The sequence below is a fragment of the Winogradskyella damuponensis genome (genome assembly GCF_039538385.1).
GTDB classification, from domain to species: Bacteria; Bacteroidota; Bacteroidia; order Flavobacteriales; family Flavobacteriaceae; genus Winogradskyella; species Winogradskyella damuponensis.
Window position 1 is genome coordinate 149,534 of the sequence record NZ_BAABCB010000002.1, and the last position, 22,973, is coordinate 172,506.

A 22,973-nucleotide genomic window follows, 5' to 3' on the forward strand; every position below is an offset into this window, starting at 1 on the left:
TTACTCTAATCGTTTTTTAAATGCTGAAAGAATTTCCGTATAGACCAAATCGCCATAATGCGCATCTTCTACACCAAAATCTATATTTGGGTTATCATTAATTTCTATAACCATCAGTTTGCCGTCTACAACTTTAATGTCAATGCCGTAAAGACCTAATCCCATTAATTTGGCTGATTTTAATGCGATGTCAATTACGTTTTTTGGAACGTCTTCAATAGGTAAACAATCGGCATCTCCATCTTGTTCGTTTTTGTCTGTGGCTTTCCAGTTGTAAATTTGCCAGTGACCTTTTGCCATATAATATTTACAAGCGTAGAATGGTTTGTTGTCAATGATACCAATACGCCAATCGTAATCCGAAGGGCAAAATTCTTGAGCAATAATTAAATCAGACTCTTTCAGCATTTCGGTAACCAAAGCATTGTATTCTTCTTTAGTTTTTGCTTTTTTTACTCCAAAAGAAAAGGTAGAATCAGGTGCTTTTAGGACACAAGGTAAACCGGTTTGTTCTAATACAGAATTGCGATTATTGCTATGTACAATGACTGTCTTTGGTGTGCTAATGTTAGCATTATTTAATGCTTCTGCCATATATACTTTATTACAGCATTTTAAAATCGCATCTGGGTAATCAATTATCGCAATACCTTCTTGTTGTGCTTTTCTAGCAAAGGTGTAAGCTTCATTATTGACTTCTGTACTTTGTCTTAAAAAGAGCGCATCAAAAGACGAGAGGCGGGACAAGTCTTTAGGTTCAATAATTTCGGCATAGATATTCATCTTTTCAGCAATTTCTATAAACTTTTTTAAAGCTCTAGGGTTGCTAGGAGGTGCTGGGTCGTTTGGATGTACTAATATGGCCAAGTCAAAATTGTAATTCGTAATTTTTGCCGTATCATAACGCTTTTTTGCAAAATACTGATTTGCAAACTCATGAACACTTGAGATATGTTCTGCAGGAATTTCAGCTTCTGATATCGCTTTTATACTTTGAATATTCCATTTGGTGGTGTGATTAAAATTTACACGTAAAAATGGGACTTGAAAATGCTTATAAAAAAGTGCACTTAGCGCCTTGTATTTTTGAGCCACATTTTGACCAAAGTAAATGCTCAAGGTAAAATCTTGTGACTTTATGTTTTTTAAGCTTTGTTGGATAACATCATCAAATTCGTCAGAAACGATTCTAACTAATTTTAAAGCCTTAAGATCTACAATATTTTTTGTAGTTGGTATTGGTAAATGGCCTCTGGCTTCTGCCAAAAGTGATACGTAATAGCCTTTGGATTGGTATGAGTAGTCCTTGCATAAATTGAAAATTCGTGCATTTTTTAATAAGGAAAACTTAGGGTTTGTTAGGTAATCTTGAGAGGAAATTACGGTTATATTATCAATTGAAAAGTTCCATTTTTCAGGTTGATTAACAACAATGTATTTGTTCATTTAGAGCGCGTTACGCTATTATAATTTTAAACAAATGTATATTATTTTTTGATTGGTTTTACAGGGGTAAAAAAATATTTTTATTGCCTTTTTTAGGTTGTTTTAATGCTGTTCTAAGAAGCTTTATTTTAATGTTTAGACTCGTTTAATACGGGTATTTTATGTTATGTTAAACGAATTTGTTCTAGCAAATTTTATAAATTAAAACTTATTTTATGCGATATACAGGGTATTGTAAATGCGCTTTTTCATAATGTTTACTCTGTTTATGTAACCAATCTAATTGAGCGTACCAGTTATTCGCAAAATCTTCGTCGTAGCTAATTTTTACATTGTACTCTATTTGAAGCTTTGGGTTGTTCTTTAAAAGTTGTTCTGCTTTGTCTTCCCATACATAAGGAGAAAAGCCTTCTTTTTGTTGTAAAATTGTATCGAAGAAATTCCAATTAAAAAATGAATCTGTCGCAGAAGGTTCTAATGTTTCTAATAGATAACGCATAGCTTTTTGATTTGTAGAAATGAGATAATCTCCTTTTTTAAACGTTACTTTCTCTACAGCGGTATTAATGTTGGTTTTGAAATGTGCGTAATGACCTTCATAAGGGGACTTGCGAGTTTCGTAGCTTCCAATTTTATAAGACTCAACAGTTAGTGTGGTGTCGTTTTTAAATTGGGTATATGTAACGTTGTTTAGCTTCAATAAATCCATGATATTATGCCAACCTTGCGGAATAATATAAGCTTTAGGAATACGTATAGAGTCGGTTGCTTTAAAATAATTTTGATAGACTACATCCTTAGTAAATGGTTTAGATCTGTCATATTTTAAACGTTTTGCGCCCGTAAATTCACTTGGAATCATTTCGCCTTCATAACCTTTAAATTTTAAAGTAGAGGTTAGCGTTGTATCTACAGCCCAAGTTAATGGGTAGTTATCACCTGCGGACCATATTTTGGTTTGTGCTTTTCTGAGTTTTGTGATTTTATCTCCTTGTTCTTCGGTGATTTCAATCATGCTTTTCATTAATTCGTATGTGCCTTCTACACGTTGTTTGTATGGTTTAAGCATATGAGTTTCTACCATCATTCCAAGAGTGTTAAACAAGGATGTGTAACCTGTAGAATATCTTGGAGTATCTAAAAATTGTGTAAATCCAGAATCTGGTGTACGGTTAAAGACATTAACATAAGGAGTAATGTCCCAAGATTTTGCTTCTAGTTTTTGTTCTAGCGACGGCATTATCTCAGTATGTATAAATTTTCCTAATTGACCTCCCAATTTATTGTGTTGGGTAAATAAATGGGTCAGTGTATATTGATAATCAGCTCCATTACTTACGTGATTATCGATAAAAACATCGGGCTGTACCAAATGAAATATTTGAGTAAAAGCTTTGGCATTTTTGGTGTCGGCTTTTATAAAATCTCTATTCAAATCATAATTTCTAGCATTTCCTCTAAACCCATAAGCTTTTGGGCCGTTTTGATTGGTTCGTGTAGTAGCGTTTCTATTTAAACTACCACCAACATTATAAATTGGGATGGTAACCACAATTGTATTTTTAGGTGCCTCTATTTTACCTTGAACCAAATCTCTAAATAGCATCATGGTGGCATCAATACCATCAGATTCTCCAGGATGAATACCATTATTAATTAATAGAATTCTATTGTTTTGTCTAAGTGTTTCAAAATTATCACCAGAGCCATTCATATTTAAAGTGACTATATGTAACGGTTTTCCTGAATCTGTTTCACCAATGTCTTGAATTGAAATTTCAGGATAACTGTTTGCTAAATCTTTATAGTATTTTATAGTTTCTTGATATGTAGCTGTTTCTAAACCGTCGCTTTTTTCGAAAACCGTTGTAAAATCTAATTTAACTTTTTTATGCTCGGAATCTTGCTTCTCTGCTTTGTCAGCGCAAGAATAAATAATTAAGAAAAGTAGGATGAGTTTTTTCATTATTACAATTTTGCTTTAAATTTACTTATATTTATTGATATGAAAACACATCGGTTGAGCTTTGGCGAAATAACTATCTTAAAAAGAAATCTCGCAGAAGTTATAATTAATGAAGGAGTTTTAATGGATATAAAAATGGTTGAAGAATATCATTCATTTTTATTAACACATTTAGAAGCTCCATTTTCTCTTCTTGTAAATAAAAAGTTTGCATATGCTTATACCTATAAAGCTCAAAAAACAATTGCTACTTTAAAAGAAATTAAAGCTATGGCTGTTGTTGTTGAGGGGTTTAACGCCAAATTGTCTACCAATTTTCTAATAGGAATGAATAAAGAAAAAAAGTGGAATATTAAGACGTTTAGGTTAAGAACAGAGGCGATGATTTGGTTAGAAAATCATGTGTAATTTTATGATTGTTTTCGTCTTAAAAAACAATAACTTTGCACAAAATTTATCACTCTATTTTTTATTTTATGCAACAAACTACAAATACTATTTTAATGATTCGTCCTGTAAACTTTAGGATGAATGAGCAAACAGCAGTTAATAATTATTTTCAGGAAGATTTAGATATAAAAAATGCCGAAATTAATATTAAAGCACAAGAAGAATTTGATGCTTTTGTTGCAAAACTAAGGTCTGTTGGTGTTAATGTGATTGTTGAACAAGATGATATACTATTGGATACACCAGATTCAATTTTTCCTAACAATTGGGTGAGTTTTCACGCCAATGGTGATATTGCTAAGTATCCAATGTTTGCAGAAAATAGAAGACGAGAGCGTAGAGACGAAGTTTTTATTAGATTAGAACAAGAAGGCTTTAAGATTGAAAATATTATTGATTATACGTCTGCTGAGCACGAAGGTGTTTTTTTAGAAGGTACAGGAAGTATATTAATGGATCGTGTAAATAGAAAAGCTTATTGTGCATTATCTCCAAGAGCAGATGAAGAGTTGTTTATAGAGTTTTGTGAAGACTTTGAATATACTCCTGTAATTTTTACGGCTAATCAAACTGTTGATGGAAAACGTTTAGAAATTTATCATACTAATGTCATGATGTGTTTAGCAGAAAACTTTGCTGTAATTTGTTTAGACACCATTGATGATAAAAAAGAGCGAAAAAATGTTGTTAAACATTTAAAGCAAGATGGTAAAGAAATTATTTCTATTACAGAAGCTCAAATGCATCAATTTGCGGGTAATATGTTACAGCTTAGAGGTGAAAATGAGCAACGCTATTTGGTTATGAGTGAAGCTGCGCATAAAAGTTTAACGAAATCTCAGATTGCTAGTATAGAAAAGCATTGTCCTATTATATCGAGTTCTTTAGAAACAATTGAAACCTGTGGTGGCGGAAGTGCACGCTGTATGATGGCAGAGGTCTTTTTACCTAAAGCATAAGGTTTTAAGCATTTTTGGTTGTTAGTGCTTCTTTTTAATGTTTAGTAAGGTAACGTTTTTTTGAAATTTGTGATTCTGAGTTTTAAGCTAGTCTATTTTATTAAAAATATAACCTGCTTTTTCTGCTCCCCAGACATAGTTTCCGTTGGCATCAAAACCACGATCCCAAGAAATAATTTTGTCTTCTAAAATTTCAACTTCACTTCTTGCAAATGAGGCTCCACGCATTGTGCTAACACATGTGGTATCTCCTGTTTTACCTATAAATTGATTTGGCTTTGTGCGTTTTAAGATAACCTCACAGCCTTCTTTTAAAGCAATATCATTTAAAGATATAGCGTCAAAAGCTTTAGGGTTTTTCCATTTGCCAATCCAAAGAGAGTCTACATTTAACGCGTAAATAGCGGAGCTGAATGTACTATCTGAAGCTCTTGTTACTTCGTATATACGTTGGCGATAAGGTTTGTTCTGTCTGTTGTTTAGAGCTTGTTCTACGTATAGAAAGTTTCCTTTATCTTCCCAAATAGGATACATGTGTAATGCTATATTGTAATAGGAAGAATCAATTTGGGCTTGAATTTCAGAATTAAAAGAACCTTGCATCAAAGCAAACAATTCTTTGAGTTCCTTGTCTTCTTTAATTTCGGATTTGGATTCGTTTTTACAATTGTAGAAAAAAGATAAAAGGATAATAATAGGGAGTAAATGTTTCATAAAGCCTCAATTTAGAAGCTAAATATAGATAAAATAAATTAAGCCTTAGCTTCTGATTTAGGAAGTTCGACAAAGAATTTACTACCAACATTTTCTGTGCTTTCTACCCAAATTCTACCGTTATTAAGTTCCACTAGATCTTTAGCAATAGTTAATCCTAAACCTGTACCTTTTTCGTTTTTTGTACCTGCCGTTGTAAAGTTTTTATGTGCAGCAAATAACTTGTCAATATTCTCCTTGGCAATACCAACACCAGAATCTTCTACACAGATTAAAGATTTACCATTAGCATCTACATTAGAAATCGTAATTACATCTCCTATTCTGCTAAACTTAACAGCGTTTGTAATTAAATTCTGAATAACAATTTCTATCATACTACGATCTGCATAAACAAAATCGCGTTGTGACTCATCAATTAATACAATGCGTTTGTCTTCAACTTTTTGCTCAACTAAGGCAATTTTAGTCTGAAATACATCTTGAATATTAAATAGCTCAGGTTTTGGTTCTAAATTCTGCATTTGTGATTTAGACCAGTTTAATAAATTAAATAAAAGTGACGATGCATTATTCGCGTTTTCACTTAATTCTGGAATTAATTCATAAAATTCATCTTTAGAAATACTGTCTTCTTTTAGTAAATCTAAAAAGGCTTTTATAGAAGAAATAGAATCTTTTAAATCGTGAGAAACAATAGAGAAAAGCTTGTCTTTTACTTGGTTAACTTCTTCTAAATGATGTGTTTGTTCTAAGATGGCATCTGTTCTAACCTGTTCCTGAGTTAATTTTTCTTTTTCTTTTTTTAAATTGTCTTTATGGTACTTTGTTTTTGATAGACTGTAAATTAAAAGTATCAATAACACAGTTGAAAGCGCAATTAATGCATACAGTAAAAATGAATTATTCTGCCAAGAATCTTTGGTTTCTGGTAATTCGTTTTCCTTAACTGTAACAGTGTCATTTTCTGAGGTGTTTTCAGTTTTAATAAGATCAATTGGACTTATATCTGTAGGGAATACAGGTTGGTCTACTTTAGACAGCGAATCCTTTAAGTCGTAGAATTTATTCTGCCAAAAGAATGCATTTTGAAAATAACCACGTGTAGAATCTAACGCAATATGAAGTTTGTAGTTCTCTAAAAGCTCTTTTTTGTTGTCAATTTTTTGAGCAATAGCATAGGCTTCATTCAATTGCTTTTCTGCTAATTTTACCTTTCTATTCTGAAGATTTAAGTTCCCAATAGCATTTAAAGCTCTTAAAAGTCCTTCTTTATTGTCTTGTTTTCTATTGTATTTTAAACCTTCTACTAAATATTTAGAAGCTTTATCATATTCTTTAAAGCGTAAATATTCACTACCTAATTTTGGTAGAATTTCACCTCGCAAATTCTGATCGGTTTTAGGGTTTAAAATGTCTAATACCTTTTCGTAATATTCAATTGCTTTACGGTGTTCTTTCAATAACGAGTATAATTCGGCGATATTTTTTGTAGAAATTTTAATGCCTTCCGTGTCATTAAGTTGCTTTCTAACGTCTAAAGCTTTGTAGTTAAACTCTATAGCTTTATCAATTTGATTAGTTTTAAAATAAGCTTCAGCTAAATTATTATAAGCAGTACTCAATTCATCTTTAAGGTATTGCTTTTCAAAAATATTTATTGCAGATAAAGAGTTCTGTAATCCAATCGCATAATTACCTCGTTTAATTTCAATAAGACCAATGCTATTGCTCACTCTAGCTACACCAAGCGTATCACTAATTTTTAAGTATAAATCTCTAGATTTCTTATAATTATCTATGGCATTCAAGTAGTCGTTGCGTTCGGTATAGATTAAAGCTCTATAGTAGCTACTTTCTGCAAGACCTTTTATGTAATTAAGCTCCTCAGATAGTTTAGAAGTTTTATTAACATAAAGTAAAGCTTTGTTGTAATCTGCTTTTTTATAGAGTTCGTTAATGAGCACCAAAGACATGTCCACCTTTGTAGAGTCTGGTTTTTTAAAGGCTATTTGTACTGTCAGTTCATCTATTTTTTCATTTTGAGAAAATACAGATAAAGACATAAGACAAACAGCTAAAAATAGTAACTGTTTCATCTTAAAATAGCTTTATAACGTATTGCGCTGTTTTGGTGCGAATAACTTTTAGAGAGGGATAAAAAAGTAAGTTAACACAAAACAATAACAACATGGTTAATGTTTGATTATTAAGCCTCATTAATGTTTGGGACATTGATTAATAGCCTACCAAAAGTGCTATTATGATTACAAATATGCTAATAATTAGGTTTTAATACGAATAAATTAGATGAAATGTACAATATAGTTTTGTTAAAAAATCACTTATCGACCAACGGCACAAATCTTGGGAGTATTACTGTTTCATCGACGAAATGCACGATTGGCTTAGTGGTCTCTTTTTTAGATAGTTAGTGGAGGGTGGTTTTTATATCGTTGTAGCTTTAATGTTCTGTAATTATGTCTATTTAGAATCTTAAATAAAACAATAAAACTTCTATATTTGCAAGCGTTTAAAATGCCAAAAGATAAAGATAAGATGAAGCTTCAAGAAACTTTAGAATTACATGTAAAAGCAGCTGTTAAAGCATTGTTTGAATCAGAATTAGAATCGGTAGAATTTCAAGCGACTCGCAAAGAGTTTGCTGGAGATATTACGGTTGTTGTATTTCCGATGTTGCGTGTAGTAAAAGGAAATCCTGCTGTAATTGGTGAGCAAGTTGGTCAGTATTTACTCGATAATGTGGATTTGGTTAGAGGATTTAATGTTGTTAAAGGCTTTTTAAACATTGAAATTGATGATGCATATTACCTCGATTTCTTTCAGTCTATAAAGGACGATAACACGTTTGGGTTTGTTGAGGTAAAAGAAGACAAAGCCGTAATGGTAGAGTATTCTTCGCCAAATACCAATAAACCATTGCATTTAGGTCACGTAAGAAATGTGCTTTTAGGTTATAGTGTTGCTGAAATTTTAAAAGCTTCTGGTAAGAACGTTTATAAAACGCAGATTATTAACGATAGAGGTATTCATATTTGCAAAAGTATGTTGGCTTATCAAAAATTTGGTCAAGGTGAAACTCCTACTAAAGACTTGAAAGGAGATAAATTGGTTGGTAATTATTACGTAAAGTTTGATCAGGCTTATAAATCTGAAATTTCAGAATTAGTAGCCCAAGGTCAGTCTGAAGAAGAGGCTAAAAAGAACGCTCCATTATTATTAGAAGCACAAGAAATGCTTATTAAATGGGAAGCTGGAGATGAGGATGTTGTAGCACTCTGGAAAAAAATGAACCAATGGGTTTATGATGGTTTTGATGTGACTTATAAAAATATAGGAGTAGATTTTGATGCTTATTATTACGAAAGTAATACCTATTTATTAGGGAAAGAGTTTGTTGCCGAAGGTTTAAAAACAGGAGTCTTTACTAAGAAAGCAGACGGATCTGTTTGGTGCGATTTAACCGAAGATGGTTTAGACGAAAAAATTGTATTACGTAGCGATGGAACTGCAGTTTACATGACTCAAGATATTGGTACAGCGATTCAACGTATAAAAGATTACCCAGATGTTGGAGGTATGGTTTATACGGTTGGTAACGAGCAGGATTACCACTTTAAAGTTTTATTTTTAATCTTAAAAAAATTAGGCTTCGATTGGGCTAAAAATCTATTCCACTTAAGTTATGGTATGGTAGATTTACCAAGCGGAAAAATGAAGAGTAGAGAAGGAACGGTTGTAGATGCGGATGATTTAATTCAAGAAATGGCAGATACCGCTGAAGAAATTTCTAAAGAATTAGGTAAGCTTGAAGATTACTCGGAAGAAGAGAAAAAAGCACTCTACAAAACCATTGGTTTAGGAGCATTAAAATATTACATCTTAAAAGTAGATCCTAAAAAACGAATTTTATTTGACCCAAAAGAATCTATTGATTTTCAAGGTAATACAGGGCCTTTTATTCAATATACCTATGCAAGGATTCAGTCTATATTAAGAAAGGCTACTACAGCTTCGCTTAGTGATCTTGATAATGCTAACATAGTGCTTCACGACAAAGAAAAACAACTTATCAAACAGTTAGAGTTATTTCCTGAAGTCATTCAAAATGCAGCAGAGCAGCATAGCCCTGCGTTAATTGCAAACTACACTTATGATTTGGTAAAAGATTTTAATTCATTTTATCAAAATGTATCTATTCTAGGTGCAGATACAGAAGAAGAAAAAAGCTTTAGAGTAGCATTGTCTAAATCGGTAAGTCAGACAATTAAAAATGCATTTCAAGTTTTAGGAATTGAGGTACCAGAACGTATGTAAGTTTAGATAACATCTAATTTTTATCATATGAAATGTGTTATTCTGAACTTGTTTTAGAGCTTATTTTAAATAGACGCCGTTTCTATCTGTATTTTTTTTGTAATTATTTCTCGTGAGGTTTAACACTTTGTAAGAGAGTGATTTGTGTATTTTTTCGTAATTTAGTAAGAGCTCAATTGTTCTTTAAACTACTGCTATGGAAAAATGTCACACTTTAAAACGCTATACCATTACGTTTTTGTTAATGGTTTTAGTGGTGTTTTCGTTAAATGCTCAAGCTGTTTTTACAGAATATAGTGGTAAAATTATTGATGGGCGTTCTAATAAAGCTTTAGAAGCAGTTAGCTTAAATATCAATGAAACCAATATTGGTACCATTACAAATTCTGAAGGCGAGTTTGTAATAAAAGTTGCTAGCGATTACTTAGATTCTAAAGTGACGATTTCATTATTAGGTTATGATACTTACAGCGTTCCGTTATCTCAATTGGCCAAAGCAGATAATGTTATAAAATTATATGTCGCTGTAACCGAATTATCTGCTGTTAGTATTTCTGCATTTAAAAATGCTGAAAGTTTAGTACAAAAAGTGTTTCGAGATAAAATGCAACACTTAGACGATCAGTCTTTGTTTATGACAGCTTTTTATCGTGAAACTATTAAGCGTCGTAATAGAAATGTATCATTAACTGAAGCGGTTGTTAATATTCTTAAACAGCCCAATTCCTCATCTCTTCGGGATGCTATTCAGCTAAGTAAAGCAAGAAAAAGTACAGATTATAAACGTTTAGATACCGTTTCTGTAAAGTTACAAGGCGGTCCATTTTCGGCATTGTATTTAGATATTATGAAGTATCCTGAACATATTTTTACAGAAGAAAGTATTAAAATATATAATTTCTCTTTTGATGAGCCTTCAGTTATAAATAATAGAGCAGTTTATGTGGTAAATTTTATTCCAAAGGCTAACGTTGTTGGAGTAAACTATATTGGTAAATTATTTATAGATGTAGAATTATTGGCTTTGGCAGGTGCAGACTATGCTTTAGATTTAAGTGATAAAAAAAGAACCAAAAATTTATTAGTTAAAAAAAAGCCTAAGGATATTGTTGTTTACCCTTTAGAAGCAAGTTATAAAGTGGCATATAAAGTTAATGGTAAAACATGGTATTACAATTATTCTAATTTGAATCTGAAATTTAAAATTAATAAAAAGAAGCAGTTATTTAATAAGGTTTATACTTTGGCTAGTGAAATGGCTGTAACAAATTGGGAAGTTAATTCTACTGATAAAAGAATTAAAATTAAGGATAGATTAAAACCAACTATGGTTATTACTGACGCAATTTCTGGGTTTTCAGATCCTAATTTTTGGGGAAAATATAATCTAATAGAACCAGATAAGTCTATAGAGTTTGCGATAGCTAAAATTAAAAAGAATATCGAAAAAGAAAAACAGGATAAAAAAAAGAAGAGTAGCTAAGCACAACTATAAATGCGTTATATAAGTAGATTTAGAATAAGCATTTATTTAATGCTATAAGAGGACGTTATTAAAGTCTAAAATCACTATTAATTCTTACTATATGGATTTCTCTTTTAAATTAAAACGGTATACATAACCACAGCTTAATTCTGTAAAATCTGCCTGACCAAGATTTGCATTAATATGTGCACCAAGAAAAATATTGTGCTTTGGAGCTTTGTTGGTTGTCCATAAATAATATTTTAATCCCATTCTAGCAGAAATAGTTCGTTTTATTTCATAATACCAATCTAATTCACCTAAAACTTCTATGGTTTCTCCATTTGCGTTTTCATAAGTAAACCCTTGGTTAAGTTGCCAATCTATTTTGTAAAAAGGTTTGTGTATGTTTAAACCTAAATCAAATTCAAAACCAATATGGTCTATTAATAATTCAGAGCTTGCAAAAATCCCAAAACTAGTTGCATAACCATAAGGGTTATCTTTAAAGTGAGGAAATTGTTCTTCAATTAAAGCTTCATTGTTTTTTATGTAATCGTAGTAGTGCTCATAGAACCTGTAATAAAAACCACCACCAAATTTAAATGTATTATTTAGGATTTTTCCAGCAGAAGCAGAAACTGTAAAAACTTCTTTTTTGGTATTAAACTTTTCAGATAATACATTTTGGCCTAAACCCAACCGAAAAGCCATATACGTTTGAGATTTAGAGGCGAAAGTAGGTTTTTTAAAATCGTTATTACTATTAGAGTTTTTGTCAATTTTAGCAGAAACACTTGCTGTAAAAGAATTTAAGCCTTGGTTTGGTAAGTTCGTATGGCCATTAGAATGATGTAAGTATCCCAAGCCAAATCGCCAGTCTGTAGCATGGGTTTTAAAAACATCGTAATAGAAAAAAGATCTAAACGACCAGTTAATTTTTGTGGTGATTGCTCTGTTAAATGCATTGGTAATTATATCGTATTGAGTGTCCATATAAGAACTACCAAAACCTATTTGGAGGTTTAAACCGTTTAATTGTTTTTTTAATATTGAAAATTCAATAAATGGCAATATACTATAAGCATGCCCAACTTTGGTAGAATTACCAAAATCTGTATAACCCAATGAAATACCAGTTTTAGGATAGTTTAATCTCGCAGCCCATTCTTTATTAGAGTTATAGTTGTATTGGCCAATACTTAAAAATACGTTTTTTTGTAGCTTGGTTTTAGGGAAATCAGTATTGGCTTCTTGTGTTTTTCCAACAATAATTTCGGGTGTAAAAAAGAGTGATGTCTTAGGGGGGGTAGTAGTTGTTTGGGCCAAACAATTTTGAAGAAAAAAGAATATAGTAATAGCTAAAGATAAGCTTAAATAATTTTTGAAGCGCATTAATAACTGGTTGGTTGGTGTTACAATAAACAACTAAAAATTGATTCTAAAACTAAGATTTGGTGTAAATTTTAAAGACCTATTATTAATTTCAACCATAGAATCATCAGAATTAAAGGTGTAATACCGATTGATAATGTTGGTTTGATTAAAGATGTTCCAAACAGAAGCTCCAATATCGGCTTTTACACCTTTTGAAAATTTAAAATTATAAATTACAGAGATATCTGTTCTAAAATAATCGGGTAAACGTGCATTATTTGGAGACGCGTATTCTATAATATTGTTACTGTTGTCTTGTGTTGTTGAAGGTGTTGTGTATGGCCTTCCTGAATGCCAATTAAGTCCTAGGCCAATTTTAAAATTATCAATATTATAAGTTAAAGAAGCGTTGGCAACATGTTGCAAATCTAACGTGTTTGAGAAAGAATTGCCATTATTTAGATTTTCAAAATGATAATCGTTTTTACTAAAGGTATAACTTAGCCAAGAGCTAAAATTATTAAAGCGTTTGTTAATTAAAAAATCAATACCTTTTACGGTATAAGAACCAATATCGTTTGTAAACTGAAACTGGTTTTGAAACCCTTGACTAAGAGCGGTAATATTATTTACATTTTTGTAATACCCTTCTAGAGATACTAATAAGTTATTTTGGTTATAGCTAACACCTGCTGATACTTGTTGGCTTTTAATTAAAGGAATGTTATTCGTATTTGCTAATTGCCAACGTCTTTTTTCTATGCCTAAAAAATCTTGCTGTAAATCTATAACCTGAGTAATAGATTGACTCTTTAATTCGCCTAATATTTCTAACCTAAAATAGTCCGATAGTTTTTGGTTGAATGCAAACCGAGGTTCAATAATAAGCTTTTGCAGTTTCCCAAAGTAACTAATTCTTGAACCTAAACGTAAATATGTATTACGAGATTGCGAATAGCGTACAACTTCACCAAATATGGCATGTGTTCTTATAATTTCTTTTGTTAAACTCGTAAAATTAGGATTGGTTACATCTTCAAAATTGGTAACACCAACTTCGTTAAACTGATAGCCCAAATTTATTTTTAAGGAAGGGCTTAATACTTTTGAAATATCAAACCGTAAACCATAATCTTCAACTTTATTTTCTTGCTTTAAGAATTGATTGTTAGAAATATTGTTATTTGTAGCATCTAAATCATAATTAGAATAATAAGCTTGAGCAGAAAGATTTGTTCCATCCTTTAATCGTTTAGAATAGGTAGCACTTGTTCCAAAACTTATTTGGTTTAATTCACTTTTTGTCTCTTGGAAATCGTTATTTGTTGTTGTGTATACCTGTTTGTAATCTAAGTTGTTATACATGTTCATGACATTAACGCGTAACTTAGAGGAGTCGTTGATGTTATATAAAAATTTAGCATTAAAATCATAAAAAATAAAACGCTCGTCTAATGCCAATTGTGTATTAATAGCATTTGAAGTATTTAATTCTGAGTCTGAAAAAATACGGTCAAAATAGGAGTCATAAGTTTTTGAAACTATAAAATCTGTATAAGAACGTCTAGCGGCTAATTGTAATTCTGTTTTTTTAGATAATGGGATTTTTGCAAATCCATCAACGCTTAGCAGGTTGCCTCCAATTCCACCACTTGTTTTTTCGCTTAAATTGTCTGTGTTTTGAATCGCAATAGTACTAGAAACAGCATTGCCAAATTTGGCGCTAGTTCCGTTTTTAGAAACTGTAACATCATTAGATAAATAAGGATTGAAAGTAGATATTAACCCAAAAAAATGACCCGTTTGATACATTCTTATTCCTTCGTATAAAATAAGATTTTGATCGTTTGTACCACCACGAACATTGATATTAGAAATGCGTTCGTCTACACTAATTATTCCTGGTAAGTTTTGTACTATTTGTAATACATCTGGTTCAATCAATCCGGGTAAAATTTGAAAGGCTTTGGTGTCTGCCTCAATGGTTCCGTTGTTTGTTTTAGAAATACCTTTAGTTAGATAATTCGTAACAACAACCTCTTCTAGGTGCTGAATACTGTTTTGTACTTCAGTGACTTTTTGCGGTGTAATAGCAATAAAACGATTGCTTAGAATTTCAAAATTAAGGTTGGTGTCAAGTTTTAGTTGGTTAACAGCTTGTGTTAAAGAAAGTCCATGGCGTAAAGGAGTGATTGAGATGCCTTCAATTGTCTTGGTTTCAAAAGAAAATTTAACATCGTACTGTTTTTCAAGTTCTAAAAGTATTTGTGCAAGCGTCTGTTTTTCCTTTAACTCTTGGCAATAGGCAAGGTTGTAAAAGGTAAAAGATGAAAAAAAGAAAATTAAACAAAGTAATTTTTTATTCACGCTTTAATAAAATAGATTTTTCTGATTTGCTGTAGCTTAAATTTAATGGTATTGTAACAGACTTTAATGCTAAATCTAAATTATTATGAGTGAAACTTCCTGTAAATAGACGAGATGTGTCAATATTTTCTGTAATTATTTTCTGTTTGTATTGATTTTCAAACTCAGCAATGACGTGTTTAAGAGGAATGCTGTTAAAGCTGCTTTCGCCTTGTAACCATTGTGGTTGAGTTGTGTTTTCTATTTCAGTTGTTAGTAATTTTCCATCTATAATCTGGAAAGTGTCGCCTGGTTTTAATTTAACCGTTTTGTCTTTATGTGTTACACCAACTAAACCTTCGTAACAAGTTACTTCAAAATAAGATTTACGTTGCTTTACATTAAATTGTGTTCCTAAGACGCTAACTACTCCTTCAGAAGTAATAACATCAAATTTTTGACCTTTGGCAACTTTAAAAAAGGCCTCACCTTGTAGTTTTACCTCTCTATTGTTGCTCCAGTGACTCTTATTAAAAGTGATTGTAGAATTGGCATTTAAATCTACAATAGAATTATCTGGTAGCTCAATAGTACTTTGTTGTGCTATAAGTGTTCCAACTTCAGTGTCTAGAGTTGAAGTGTAATAGTAAATACTAAATCCTATGGCTAAAATAGCCGCAATTCTAAGCAGTGGTTTTAGCCATTGCTTCGTTTTTGTAGGTTTAGGTTTAAGATGTTGCTTTAATGTTTTGTAAGATGTATCTATAGCAAATTCGGGTGCTTTAAAAGATTTTAAAGCAGTATCCATTTTAATAAGATCATTATAATCTTCTAGCTGCTTAAAAGCTTTTAGCTCTTCAGTATTTAGGTTATGATCTAACCATTTTTTTATGAGTTCCTCTCGTTTCATAAATGTAATTTCAAGTATATAACAGCTTAGGTTTAAAAATCCCTACTTTTTTAGTTTTAAAGTTCGTTAATTTCTTCTCTTAACTTTTTTAAAGCTCCATAAATTCGTTTTTCAACGGCTTTTACAGATATATCTAAAAGCTTTGCTATTTCTTTAAAACGTTTCCCTTCAACTCTGTTCATTAAAAAAGCGGTGCGTTGCGCTTCGGTTAAATTATTTATTGCGTTTTGTAATTTTTGATGGTATTCTTTTTCTTGTAGTACAAACTCAGGTGTTTCATTAGTAGCGTGTTTTTGAGGTTGTTTATTATATTTTAAAACTACTTTTTGATGAGCTACGGCATTGAGCATTAGGTTATTTGCCGTTGTAAACAAATAGCTTTTTGCTTTGTCAGGAGTAATTTTGCCGCAATTTTGCCATAATTTAATGAAAGCTTCTTGCACTTTATCTTGCGGATTCAATTGTTGTCCAAACTTGTAATACAGAAAATCATGAAGATTTTTAGCATGTTTATTATACAAGCGCTCAAATAATTGTGACTCGCAAATATTATCTTGTAAAGGTTTGCTCATAGGTTTTTATAGGTTGCACAAATTATAAATAAATTTTTAATAATTGAGAGTAGGACTTTTTACAATTAAACTGTTCTATAATAAATCGTTAAATTTATCTGAGTTATGAGTTTTAGAATCAACAGTATAGTTATAAGTTTACTTTTTGTCTTTTTTTGTTTTACATCTTGTCAAGATGAGATTAATGAAATAGAAAACCCAAACGATCAAGAAGCCATTGTACCTAATTCTACCTTGGTAAATCTTATGGGAAGAACGGCAGCAAACTCTGGAGCTGCTGATGATATTTTAGATGGTGCAAGTTGCTTCTCTGTAGAATTACCAGTAACAGTTGTTGTTAATGATATTACGACTATAATTGAAACAGAAGCCGATTTAGAAGCGCTTGAAGATATGTTAAGTGACGTAGTAATTGATGAAGATATTTTAGATTTTGTTTTTCCAATTACAATTATATTTAACGATTACAGCGAAATTTTTATTGAAAATGAAGACGAGCTTCAAACTTTTGTTAATGAATGCGTCTATAATGAGAACGCTGTAATTGAATGTGCAGATTTTGTATATCCAATTTCATTTTCAGTATTTAATTCAGGGTTTAATTTAATTGATACAGTTGTTATTCAAAATGACGAAGCTTTATATGTTTTTCTTAATGAATTAGAAGAAGACGAAAGCGTTTTAATAGTGAGTTTAAACTTTCCTATAACTATACAATATGCCAACGGCGAAACTGTAGATGTTAATACAAATCAAGAACTAACAGATGCTATTGAAGCTGCAGAGCAGTTTTGTAATGTTATCGATGATGATTGTCTTGAAGATGAAATTGCATTGAATTTAGTTGAGTGTCCATGGAATTTTAGTAATGGAACAGATACTTATGATAATTACCAGTTAATTTTTAATGATAATGGAGAGTTGCTTATTTCTGAAGGTATAGCAACTTCTGCAATTGGTGGGGCTTGGAGCTTGTCTACTACAGATAATGGTGTTCTCTTAAGCTTATCAGAATTAACAGCATTTCAAGATGATTTAGAAGGAGATTGGTTAATTGTATCGTGTAATAATGCAGGTTCTATCACAATTACGCGTGCTAATACAGTGCTTGAATTAGTTCAAGATTGTCCGCAAACTGAAGGCTGTTCTGCATTAGAAATTAATGCTAATATTAGCGAGTGTGTATGGAAATTAGAAACCAATCTTTTAGATTCGTTTGTACCTATTTTTATGCATTTCAATTCAGATGGCGACGTTTTAATTGAGGATGTCAATAATTTAGAATCGCAAATTGGGACTTGGGAAATTGTTACCATTGCTACAGATGTTTTTGTTAATTTATCTTTACAACAAGGTTACGAATCCTTAAACGGGCAGTGGCAAGTTGTAGAATGTGAAGAAGGAAGTCTATACTTAATCAATGGCGATAACTTTATTACTCTAGAGCAAAGATGTGAAGTAAATAACCAAGATCTTTTAAATTGTTATAGTTTATATGTTTTGTCTCAAGAATGTGATGATAATAATGATGGTATAGCCACATTTGTTTTTGAAACTAATAGTTTACAAAGTTCAGAATGTATTGAGCTTTATCCAATATCTGGCAGTTATCATCCTACTTATGACGATGCTATAATTTCTACGAATCATTTAAATATTCAATTAACTACACCAACAGAATTAACATCTCAAACAATATATTTTAGAGTTTTTAATCAAGAAACACAAGAATTTGCGGTACAAGAATTAGAGCTAATAGTTGAAGCTTGTAATGATGATGTGTTTAATTGTTTTGGAGATTTTGAAATTGTAGAATGTAATCAACCTAATAATGTGCCTGTTTATAATCTAAGTGCTAACACTATTGGGTTAGTAGATTGCCAATATCCTTTTACACCTTCATTTCACGAAACATTATCCGATGCAGAGAACAATATTAATCCAATAGCAAACACAGAAGCTTATGGTACTTTAGCTACTGAAGTTTATTTAAGAATTGAAGCTGAAAGCGGAAATTTTCAAATATTTAATGTTTATTTAAATACAGAAGAGTGTAATTATTTTGAATGTTTTCAAGGTTTTGATGCCGTTTTAGAACGGTGTGAAGAAGATAATAATACTTCCGCAACTTTTGATTTAACAATTGCTTTCTCAAATTGTACAAGCAATCCAGATTATAATATATCTTATCATCTAACACAATCTGAAGCTGATGCTAATATAAGTCCTATTTTAAATCCACAGAGTTTTACCAATTTTGTAGCATCTCAGCAAACGGTATATGTAAGAGTAGATATTGGTAATGAATATCAAGTATTCCCAATTCAACTAAATGTTATCGATTGTAGTACAGGCAGCTGTACGGAAGGAGATATTGATAGTATTTTAACTGAATGTGAATGGAACATCACAAGTTATAATGGTAGTGATAACCTTGATAGTTATAATTTTAATTTCGAAGAAAATTCAGGAATTGTAGTGATATATACCGATACAATAGTAATAGATGCTTATTGGTCTACAACACAAACTAGTGATGGTGTAGTAATAGAGTTTACAAACGTTTCAGGACCAAATATCCAAGCCATAAACGGAAGTTGGTTAGTTGTAGAATGTACCACAGAGCAATTAGTATTGCATGCCATAAATGATAGCAATAATGAAATAGTTCTAGATAGAACCTGTGAATAAAGAAAATGCTGAAAGTTAGTAATTTTAGTAAGTTAGTTAAGTTGATAAAAAAGAGTTGCTCGCCATGAGCAGCTCTTTTTATTTGATAGTAATTTATCAATTTGTTTAATGTTCCTTCTTCTTAAACCTTCATTTATAACTAAAAAACTAATTCTTAAACACATTAGTAATTCCCTCATAAATTCTTAAATTTGCAGCTTATTAAATAATTACAGGCTGCTTTGTTGCAGACTGCAAACAGAATACTAGAAACATGTTCAATAATTTAAGTGATAAGTTAGATAAAGCGTTACACGTATTAAAAGGTCATGGTAGCATTACAGAAGTAAATGTTGCTGAGACGCTTAAAGAAGTAAGACGTGCGCTTTTAGATGCCGATGTTAACTTTAAAATTGCAAAGGAATTTACCGTACGTGTAAAAGAAAAAGCACTTGGTCAAGATGTATTAACAACATTACAGCCAGGCCAATTAATGGTTAAAATCGTTAAAGACGAATTAACCGAATTAATGGGAGGCGATGTAGAAGGTATTAATCTTTCTGGAAACCCTAGTGTGATTTTAATGTCAGGTCTTCAAGGATCTGGTAAAACCACTTTTTCTGGTAAGCTTGCCAATTATTTAAAAAATAAAAAAACGAAGAAACCTTTATTAGTAGCTTGTGATGTTTATCGCCCTGCTGCAATTGATCAGTTACATGTTGTCGGTGATCAAATAGGTGTTGAGGTTTTTAGTGATAGAGGCAATACAGATCCTGTTGCCATTTCGCAAGCAGGTATTGCACATGCAAAAGCCAATGGTCATAATGTTGTGATTATTGATACCGCTGGTCGTTTGGCTGTAGATGAAGCCATGATGACTGAAATCTCTAACATCCATAAAGCGATTCAGCCACAAGAAACCTTGTTTGTTGTAGATTCTATGACAGGTCAAGATGCGGTAAATACTGCAAAGGCCTTTAACGATATTTTAAATTTTGATGGTGTTATCCTTACCAAATTAGATGGTGATACACGAGGTGGTGCTGCAATTTCTATTAAATCTGTAGTTAATAAGCCAATTAAATTTATTGGTACAGGTGAAAAGATGGAAGCAATTGATGTCTTCTATCCATCACGTATGGCAGATCGTATTTTAGGCATGGGTGATGTGGTGTCTTTAGTTGAACGTGCTCAAGAACAGTTTGATGAAGAGGAAGCAAGAAAACTTCAGAAGAAGATTGCCAAAAATCAATTTGGGTTTGATGATTTCTTAAAACAGATTCAGCAAATCAAGAAAATGGGGAACATGAAGGATCTTATCGGAATGATTCCTGGAGCAGGAAAAATGATGAAAGATATTGATATCGATGACGATGCTTTTAAAGGTATCGAAGCGATTATTCATTCTATGACACCAGAAGAACGTGCTAATCCATCAGTAATAAATGCAAGCCGTAAAAAGCGTATAGGTAAAGGGTCTGGAACTTCAGTACAAGAAGTAAATCAACTCTTAAAGCAATTTACGCAAATGAGTAAAATGATGAAGATGATGCAAGGTGGAGGCGGAAAACGTATGATGCAAGCTATGCAGAATATGCCAAAGTAAAGTTTACAGTATTTAGTCCTCAGTTGACCGTTACAAAATTCAGTCTTCAGTTGGCTTTTAAAAATAATAAATTAATCAATAAGAGATTTGCGCCATAGCGTCTTTGCAAGAAAACAATAACCAAAAGCATGACAATTTTAGACGGAAAAAAAGTAAGTAACGACATTAAAAACGAAATCAAAGCCGAAGTCGATAAGATGAAAGCTAATGGTGAAAAAGTGCCTCATTTAGCTGCTGTTATTGTCGGTAACGATGGGGCTAGTTTAACTTATGTAGGTAGCAAAGTTAGAGCATGCGAACGTGTTGGTTTCGAATCTACAATGGTGCGTTTGTCAAATACAACAAGTGAAGTTGAGTTGCTCGATAAAATTGAAGAATTAAACAATGACGATAATATAGATGGCTTTATAATTCAATTACCATTGCCTCCACAAATTAATACGCAAAAAGTATTAATGGCTGTAAATCCTGATAAAGATGTCGATGGATTTCATCCTATGAACTTCGGGAAAATGGCATTAGATATGTCTACATTTATTCCGGCAACACCATTTGGTATTTTAGAATTGCTAGACCGTTATGAAGTAGAAACTAAAGGTAAACATACAGTTGTTATTGGTCGTTCACATATTGTTGGTCGCCCCATGAGTATTCTAATGGGAAGAAAAGGTTTTCCTGGAAATTCAACAGTAACTTTAACTCATAGTCACACTAAAAATATTACGCAGATTACTTCACAAGCAGATGTTATTATTTCAGCCTTAGGAGTGCCTAAGTTTTTAAAAGCCGAAATGGTAAAAGATGATGCTGTAATTATTGATGTTGGAATCACAAGAGTACCAGACGATTCAGAAAAAGGCTATTATATTACTGGTGATGTAGATTTTGAAAACGTAAGCAAAAAGGCAAGTTTTATTACACCAGTTCCTGGTGGAGTAGGTCCAATGACAATTGCCATGTTGCTAAAAAACACATTGTTGGCAAGAGAGCAACACAGAAAAAATTACAGATAATTTTTTAAATGGAATCGTGGTTACTATGTATCGTGCAGGCAAAAGTCACGTTAGGTAGTTTTCAACATATCATTCCTATTCTATTTGCAATAGCATTTACTGTTTGTCTTGTAAGTTATTCTAGCAAGAATTTCAATGCATTTCAAAAACAAAAAGCAGTTCATTATTTAGCTTGGTTTGTTTCCCTGACGCTTATTGGGTTTCATGTATACCGAATGCTTTTTGATAACTATAATTTTAAAACCGATTTACCACTTTACCTCTGTAGTTTAATGGCTTTATTAATTCCTGTGTTTACGTATTATCGTAAATATTGGATGTTTGAAATACTAGTGTTTTGGATTATTGGAGGCACATTACAAGCTGTTATAACACCAGACATTACTACAGGATTTCCAAGTTTTGACTATTTTAGATATTGGATAATCCATTTGGGATTGTTATCCATCATTTTCTATTTCATATTTGAATTAAAAATGAGACCAACACTTAAAAGTGTATTTAAATCCTTCTTTGCACTTCAAGGTTATGTTGCTTTAATGATGCTTTTGAATTACCTGTTAGATGCTAATTATTTTTACTTAAATGAAAAGCCAAAGTCGGCTTCACTGTTAGATTATTTTGGAGAATGGCCGTATTATATTTTGGTAGGTCAGCTAATAATAATTCCTCTGTTTTTGTTAATTTATGGGCCATTTTACCTTTCCAACAAACGAAACATTACTTAGCAAATAACTGAGTCATATCTTTAAAGGCTTTAAACTCTAATGCATTTCCTGAAGGATCTTTAAAAAACATGGTAGCTTGTTCTCCAACTTGCCCTTTAAATCTAATGTATGGCTCAATAATAAAGGCTATGTTTTTAGATTTTAATAATTTAGAAAACTCTTGAAATGCTTCCCATTCTAAAACAACACCAAAGTGCGGAACGGGAACAGCTTTGCCGTCTACTTGATTTGTATGCGTATCTGCTTCTGTTTTGTCTTTAAAATGAATAACTAATTGGTGTCCAAAGAAATTATAATCTACCCAATGGTCGCTACTTCTACCTTCTTCAAGTTGTAATGTATTAGTGTAGAAATTTCTACAGGTTTCTAAATTATGAACAGGAATAGCAAGGTGAAACGGAGATAAAGCCATA

The 22,973-nt window shown here is 31.7% G+C and carries 17 protein-coding genes; 8 read left to right on the forward strand and 9 right to left on the reverse strand.

Annotation, left to right across the window (positions count from 1 at the left end; all coding sequences use genetic code 11):
• Window positions 1–1,446, reverse strand: a complete 1,446-nt coding sequence (locus ABD730_RS00820) for a RimK family protein (RefSeq protein ID WP_344711897.1) — start codon at window positions 1,444–1,446, stop codon at window positions 1–3.
• 208 nt (window positions 1,447–1,654) lie between these two features.
• On the reverse strand, window positions 1,655–3,412 hold the full coding sequence (locus tag ABD730_RS00825; RefSeq protein ID WP_344711899.1) for a M14 family metallopeptidase: 1,758 nt from the start codon (window positions 3,410–3,412) through the stop codon (window positions 1,655–1,657).
• A 39-nt stretch (window positions 3,413–3,451) separates the two neighbouring features.
• Here ABD730_RS00825 and ABD730_RS00830 point away from each other — a divergent pair, with 39 nt between their 5' ends.
• Both ABD730_RS00830 and ctlX read left to right on the forward strand, forming a co-directional pair.
• The gene (locus ABD730_RS00830; RefSeq protein ID WP_344711901.1) at window positions 3,452–3,820 is read left to right on the forward strand and encodes a hypothetical protein; all 369 of its coding nucleotides are present in this window, start codon (window positions 3,452–3,454) and stop codon (window positions 3,818–3,820) included.
• A 68-nt stretch (window positions 3,821–3,888) separates the two neighbouring features.
• Complete coding sequence (ctlX, locus tag ABD730_RS00835) at window positions 3,889–4,821, forward strand: citrulline utilization hydrolase CtlX (protein ID WP_334470346.1); 933 nt, start codon at window positions 3,889–3,891, stop codon at window positions 4,819–4,821.
• 87 nt (window positions 4,822–4,908) lie between these two features.
• On the opposite strand, the gene ABD730_RS00840 is transcribed toward ctlX, so the two are convergent.
• Together ABD730_RS00840 and ABD730_RS00845 are read right to left on the reverse strand one after the other, a co-directional pair.
• Window positions 4,909–5,535: a chromophore lyase CpcT/CpeT gene (locus ABD730_RS00840; RefSeq protein WP_334470344.1), complete on the reverse strand. Its 627-nt coding sequence runs from the start codon at window positions 5,533–5,535 to the stop codon at window positions 4,909–4,911.
• A 38-nt stretch (window positions 5,536–5,573) separates the two neighbouring features.
• On the reverse strand, window positions 5,574–7,634 hold the full coding sequence (locus ABD730_RS00845; protein WP_344711904.1) for a tetratricopeptide repeat-containing sensor histidine kinase: 2,061 nt from the start codon (window positions 7,632–7,634) through the stop codon (window positions 5,574–5,576).
• 460 nt (window positions 7,635–8,094) lie between these two features.
• On the opposite strand from ABD730_RS00845, the gene argS reads away from it, so the two are divergent.
• Window positions 8,095–9,873 carry an arginine--tRNA ligase gene (argS, locus tag ABD730_RS00850; RefSeq protein WP_344712316.1) on the forward strand — a complete coding sequence of 593 codons (1,779 nt, stop codon included), beginning with the start codon at window positions 8,095–8,097 and terminating at the stop codon, window positions 9,871–9,873.
• A gap of 196 nt (window positions 9,874–10,069) precedes the next feature.
• Entirely contained in the window at window positions 10,070–11,356 is a 1,287-nt protein-coding gene (locus ABD730_RS00855; protein WP_344711906.1) for a carboxypeptidase-like regulatory domain-containing protein, read from the forward strand.
• Window positions 11,357–11,455: 99 nt separating this feature from the next.
• Here the strand turns inward: ABD730_RS00855 and ABD730_RS00860 are convergent, their stop codons facing one another.
• From ABD730_RS00860 to ABD730_RS00875, 4 genes are read right to left on the reverse strand one after another with little or no spacing between them, the layout of a single operon-like run.
• Window positions 11,456–12,733 carry an acyloxyacyl hydrolase gene (locus tag ABD730_RS00860; RefSeq protein WP_344711908.1) on the reverse strand — a complete coding sequence of 426 codons (1,278 nt, stop codon included), beginning with the start codon at window positions 12,731–12,733 and terminating at the stop codon, window positions 11,456–11,458.
• A gap of 33 nt (window positions 12,734–12,766) precedes the next feature.
• Window positions 12,767–15,082 carry a TonB-dependent receptor domain-containing protein gene (locus ABD730_RS00865; RefSeq protein WP_344711910.1) on the reverse strand — a complete coding sequence of 772 codons (2,316 nt, stop codon included), beginning with the start codon at window positions 15,080–15,082 and terminating at the stop codon, window positions 12,767–12,769.
• Window positions 15,075–15,971 carry a FecR family protein gene (locus ABD730_RS00870; protein WP_344711912.1) on the reverse strand — a complete coding sequence of 299 codons (897 nt, stop codon included), beginning with the start codon at window positions 15,969–15,971 and terminating at the stop codon, window positions 15,075–15,077. Before ABD730_RS00870 ends, ABD730_RS00865 begins: the two co-directional genes overlap by 8 nt.
• A 56-nt stretch (window positions 15,972–16,027) precedes the next feature.
• Window positions 16,028–16,543 (reverse strand): RNA polymerase sigma factor, encoded by a 516-nt coding sequence (locus ABD730_RS00875; RefSeq protein ID WP_334470333.1) that lies wholly within the window; start codon window positions 16,541–16,543, stop codon window positions 16,028–16,030.
• A gap of 105 nt (window positions 16,544–16,648) precedes the next feature.
• On the opposite strand from ABD730_RS00875, the gene ABD730_RS00880 reads away from it, so the two are divergent.
• The 4 genes from ABD730_RS00880 to ABD730_RS00895 all read left to right on the forward strand — a co-directional run bounded on the left by ABD730_RS00880 (window position 16,649) and on the right by ABD730_RS00895 (window position 22,560).
• A complete protein-coding gene (locus tag ABD730_RS00880) occupies window positions 16,649–19,234 on the forward strand; it encodes a hypothetical protein (RefSeq protein ID WP_344711914.1) in 2,586 nt (861 codons plus the stop codon).
• 253 nt (window positions 19,235–19,487) lie between these two features.
• Window positions 19,488–20,819, forward strand: coding sequence for a signal recognition particle protein (gene ffh / locus ABD730_RS00885; protein WP_215927754.1), 1,332 nt, complete (start codon window positions 19,488–19,490; stop codon window positions 20,817–20,819).
• Between the two features lie 128 nt (window positions 20,820–20,947).
• Window positions 20,948–21,832 carry a bifunctional 5,10-methylenetetrahydrofolate dehydrogenase/5,10-methenyltetrahydrofolate cyclohydrolase gene (locus ABD730_RS00890; protein ID WP_215927756.1) on the forward strand — a complete coding sequence of 295 codons (885 nt, stop codon included), beginning with the start codon at window positions 20,948–20,950 and terminating at the stop codon, window positions 21,830–21,832.
• A gap of 8 nt (window positions 21,833–21,840) precedes the next feature.
• Window positions 21,841–22,560, forward strand: a complete 720-nt coding sequence (locus ABD730_RS00895) for a YwaF family protein (protein ID WP_344711916.1) — start codon at window positions 21,841–21,843, stop codon at window positions 22,558–22,560.
• Here ABD730_RS00895 and ABD730_RS00900 read toward each other — a convergent pair.
• A complete protein-coding gene (locus ABD730_RS00900; protein ID WP_344711918.1) occupies window positions 22,553–22,972 on the reverse strand; it encodes a VOC family protein in 420 nt (139 codons plus the stop codon). The two genes, ABD730_RS00895 and ABD730_RS00900, sit on opposite strands and share 8 nt — an antisense overlap.
• Window position 22,973 lies beyond the last annotated feature (1 nt).

What these genes read in the sequence shown, in the direction of transcription:
- ABD730_RS00855 (WP_344711906.1), top strand. Translation starts at nt 10,070, where the DNA reads ATGGAAAAATGTCACACTTTAAAACGCTATACCATTACGTTTTTGTTA.
- ABD730_RS00820 (WP_344711897.1), bottom strand. Translation starts at nt 1,446, where the DNA reads ATGAACAAATACATTGTTGTTAATCAACCTGAAAAATGGAACTTTTCA.
- ABD730_RS00840 (WP_334470344.1), bottom strand. Translation starts at nt 5,535, where the DNA reads ATGAAACATTTACTCCCTATTATTATCCTTTTATCTTTTTTCTACAAT.
- argS (WP_344712316.1), top strand. Translation starts at nt 8,095, where the DNA reads ATGAAGCTTCAAGAAACTTTAGAATTACATGTAAAAGCAGCTGTTAAA.
- ABD730_RS00880 (WP_344711914.1), top strand. Translation starts at nt 16,649, where the DNA reads ATGAGTTTTAGAATCAACAGTATAGTTATAAGTTTACTTTTTGTCTTT.
- ABD730_RS00825 (WP_344711899.1), bottom strand. Translation starts at nt 3,412, where the DNA reads ATGAAAAAACTCATCCTACTTTTCTTAATTATTTATTCTTGCGCTGAC.
- ABD730_RS00890 (WP_215927756.1), top strand. Translation starts at nt 20,948, where the DNA reads ATGACAATTTTAGACGGAAAAAAAGTAAGTAACGACATTAAAAACGAA.
- ABD730_RS00895 (WP_344711916.1), top strand. Translation starts at nt 21,841, where the DNA reads ATGGAATCGTGGTTACTATGTATCGTGCAGGCAAAAGTCACGTTAGGT.
- ABD730_RS00900 (WP_344711918.1), bottom strand. Translation starts at nt 22,972, where the DNA reads ATGGCTTTATCTCCGTTTCACCTTGCTATTCCTGTTCATAATTTAGAA.
- ABD730_RS00875 (WP_334470333.1), bottom strand. Translation starts at nt 16,543, where the DNA reads ATGAGCAAACCTTTACAAGATAATATTTGCGAGTCACAATTATTTGAG.
- ctlX (WP_334470346.1), top strand. Translation starts at nt 3,889, where the DNA reads ATGCAACAAACTACAAATACTATTTTAATGATTCGTCCTGTAAACTTT.
- ABD730_RS00830 (WP_344711901.1), top strand. Translation starts at nt 3,452, where the DNA reads ATGAAAACACATCGGTTGAGCTTTGGCGAAATAACTATCTTAAAAAGA.
- ABD730_RS00870 (WP_344711912.1), bottom strand. Translation starts at nt 15,971, where the DNA reads ATGAAACGAGAGGAACTCATAAAAAAATGGTTAGATCATAACCTAAAT.
- ffh (WP_215927754.1), top strand. Translation starts at nt 19,488, where the DNA reads ATGTTCAATAATTTAAGTGATAAGTTAGATAAAGCGTTACACGTATTA.
- ABD730_RS00845 (WP_344711904.1), bottom strand. Translation starts at nt 7,634, where the DNA reads ATGAAACAGTTACTATTTTTAGCTGTTTGTCTTATGTCTTTATCTGTA.
- ABD730_RS00860 (WP_344711908.1), bottom strand. Translation starts at nt 12,733, where the DNA reads ATGCGCTTCAAAAATTATTTAAGCTTATCTTTAGCTATTACTATATTC.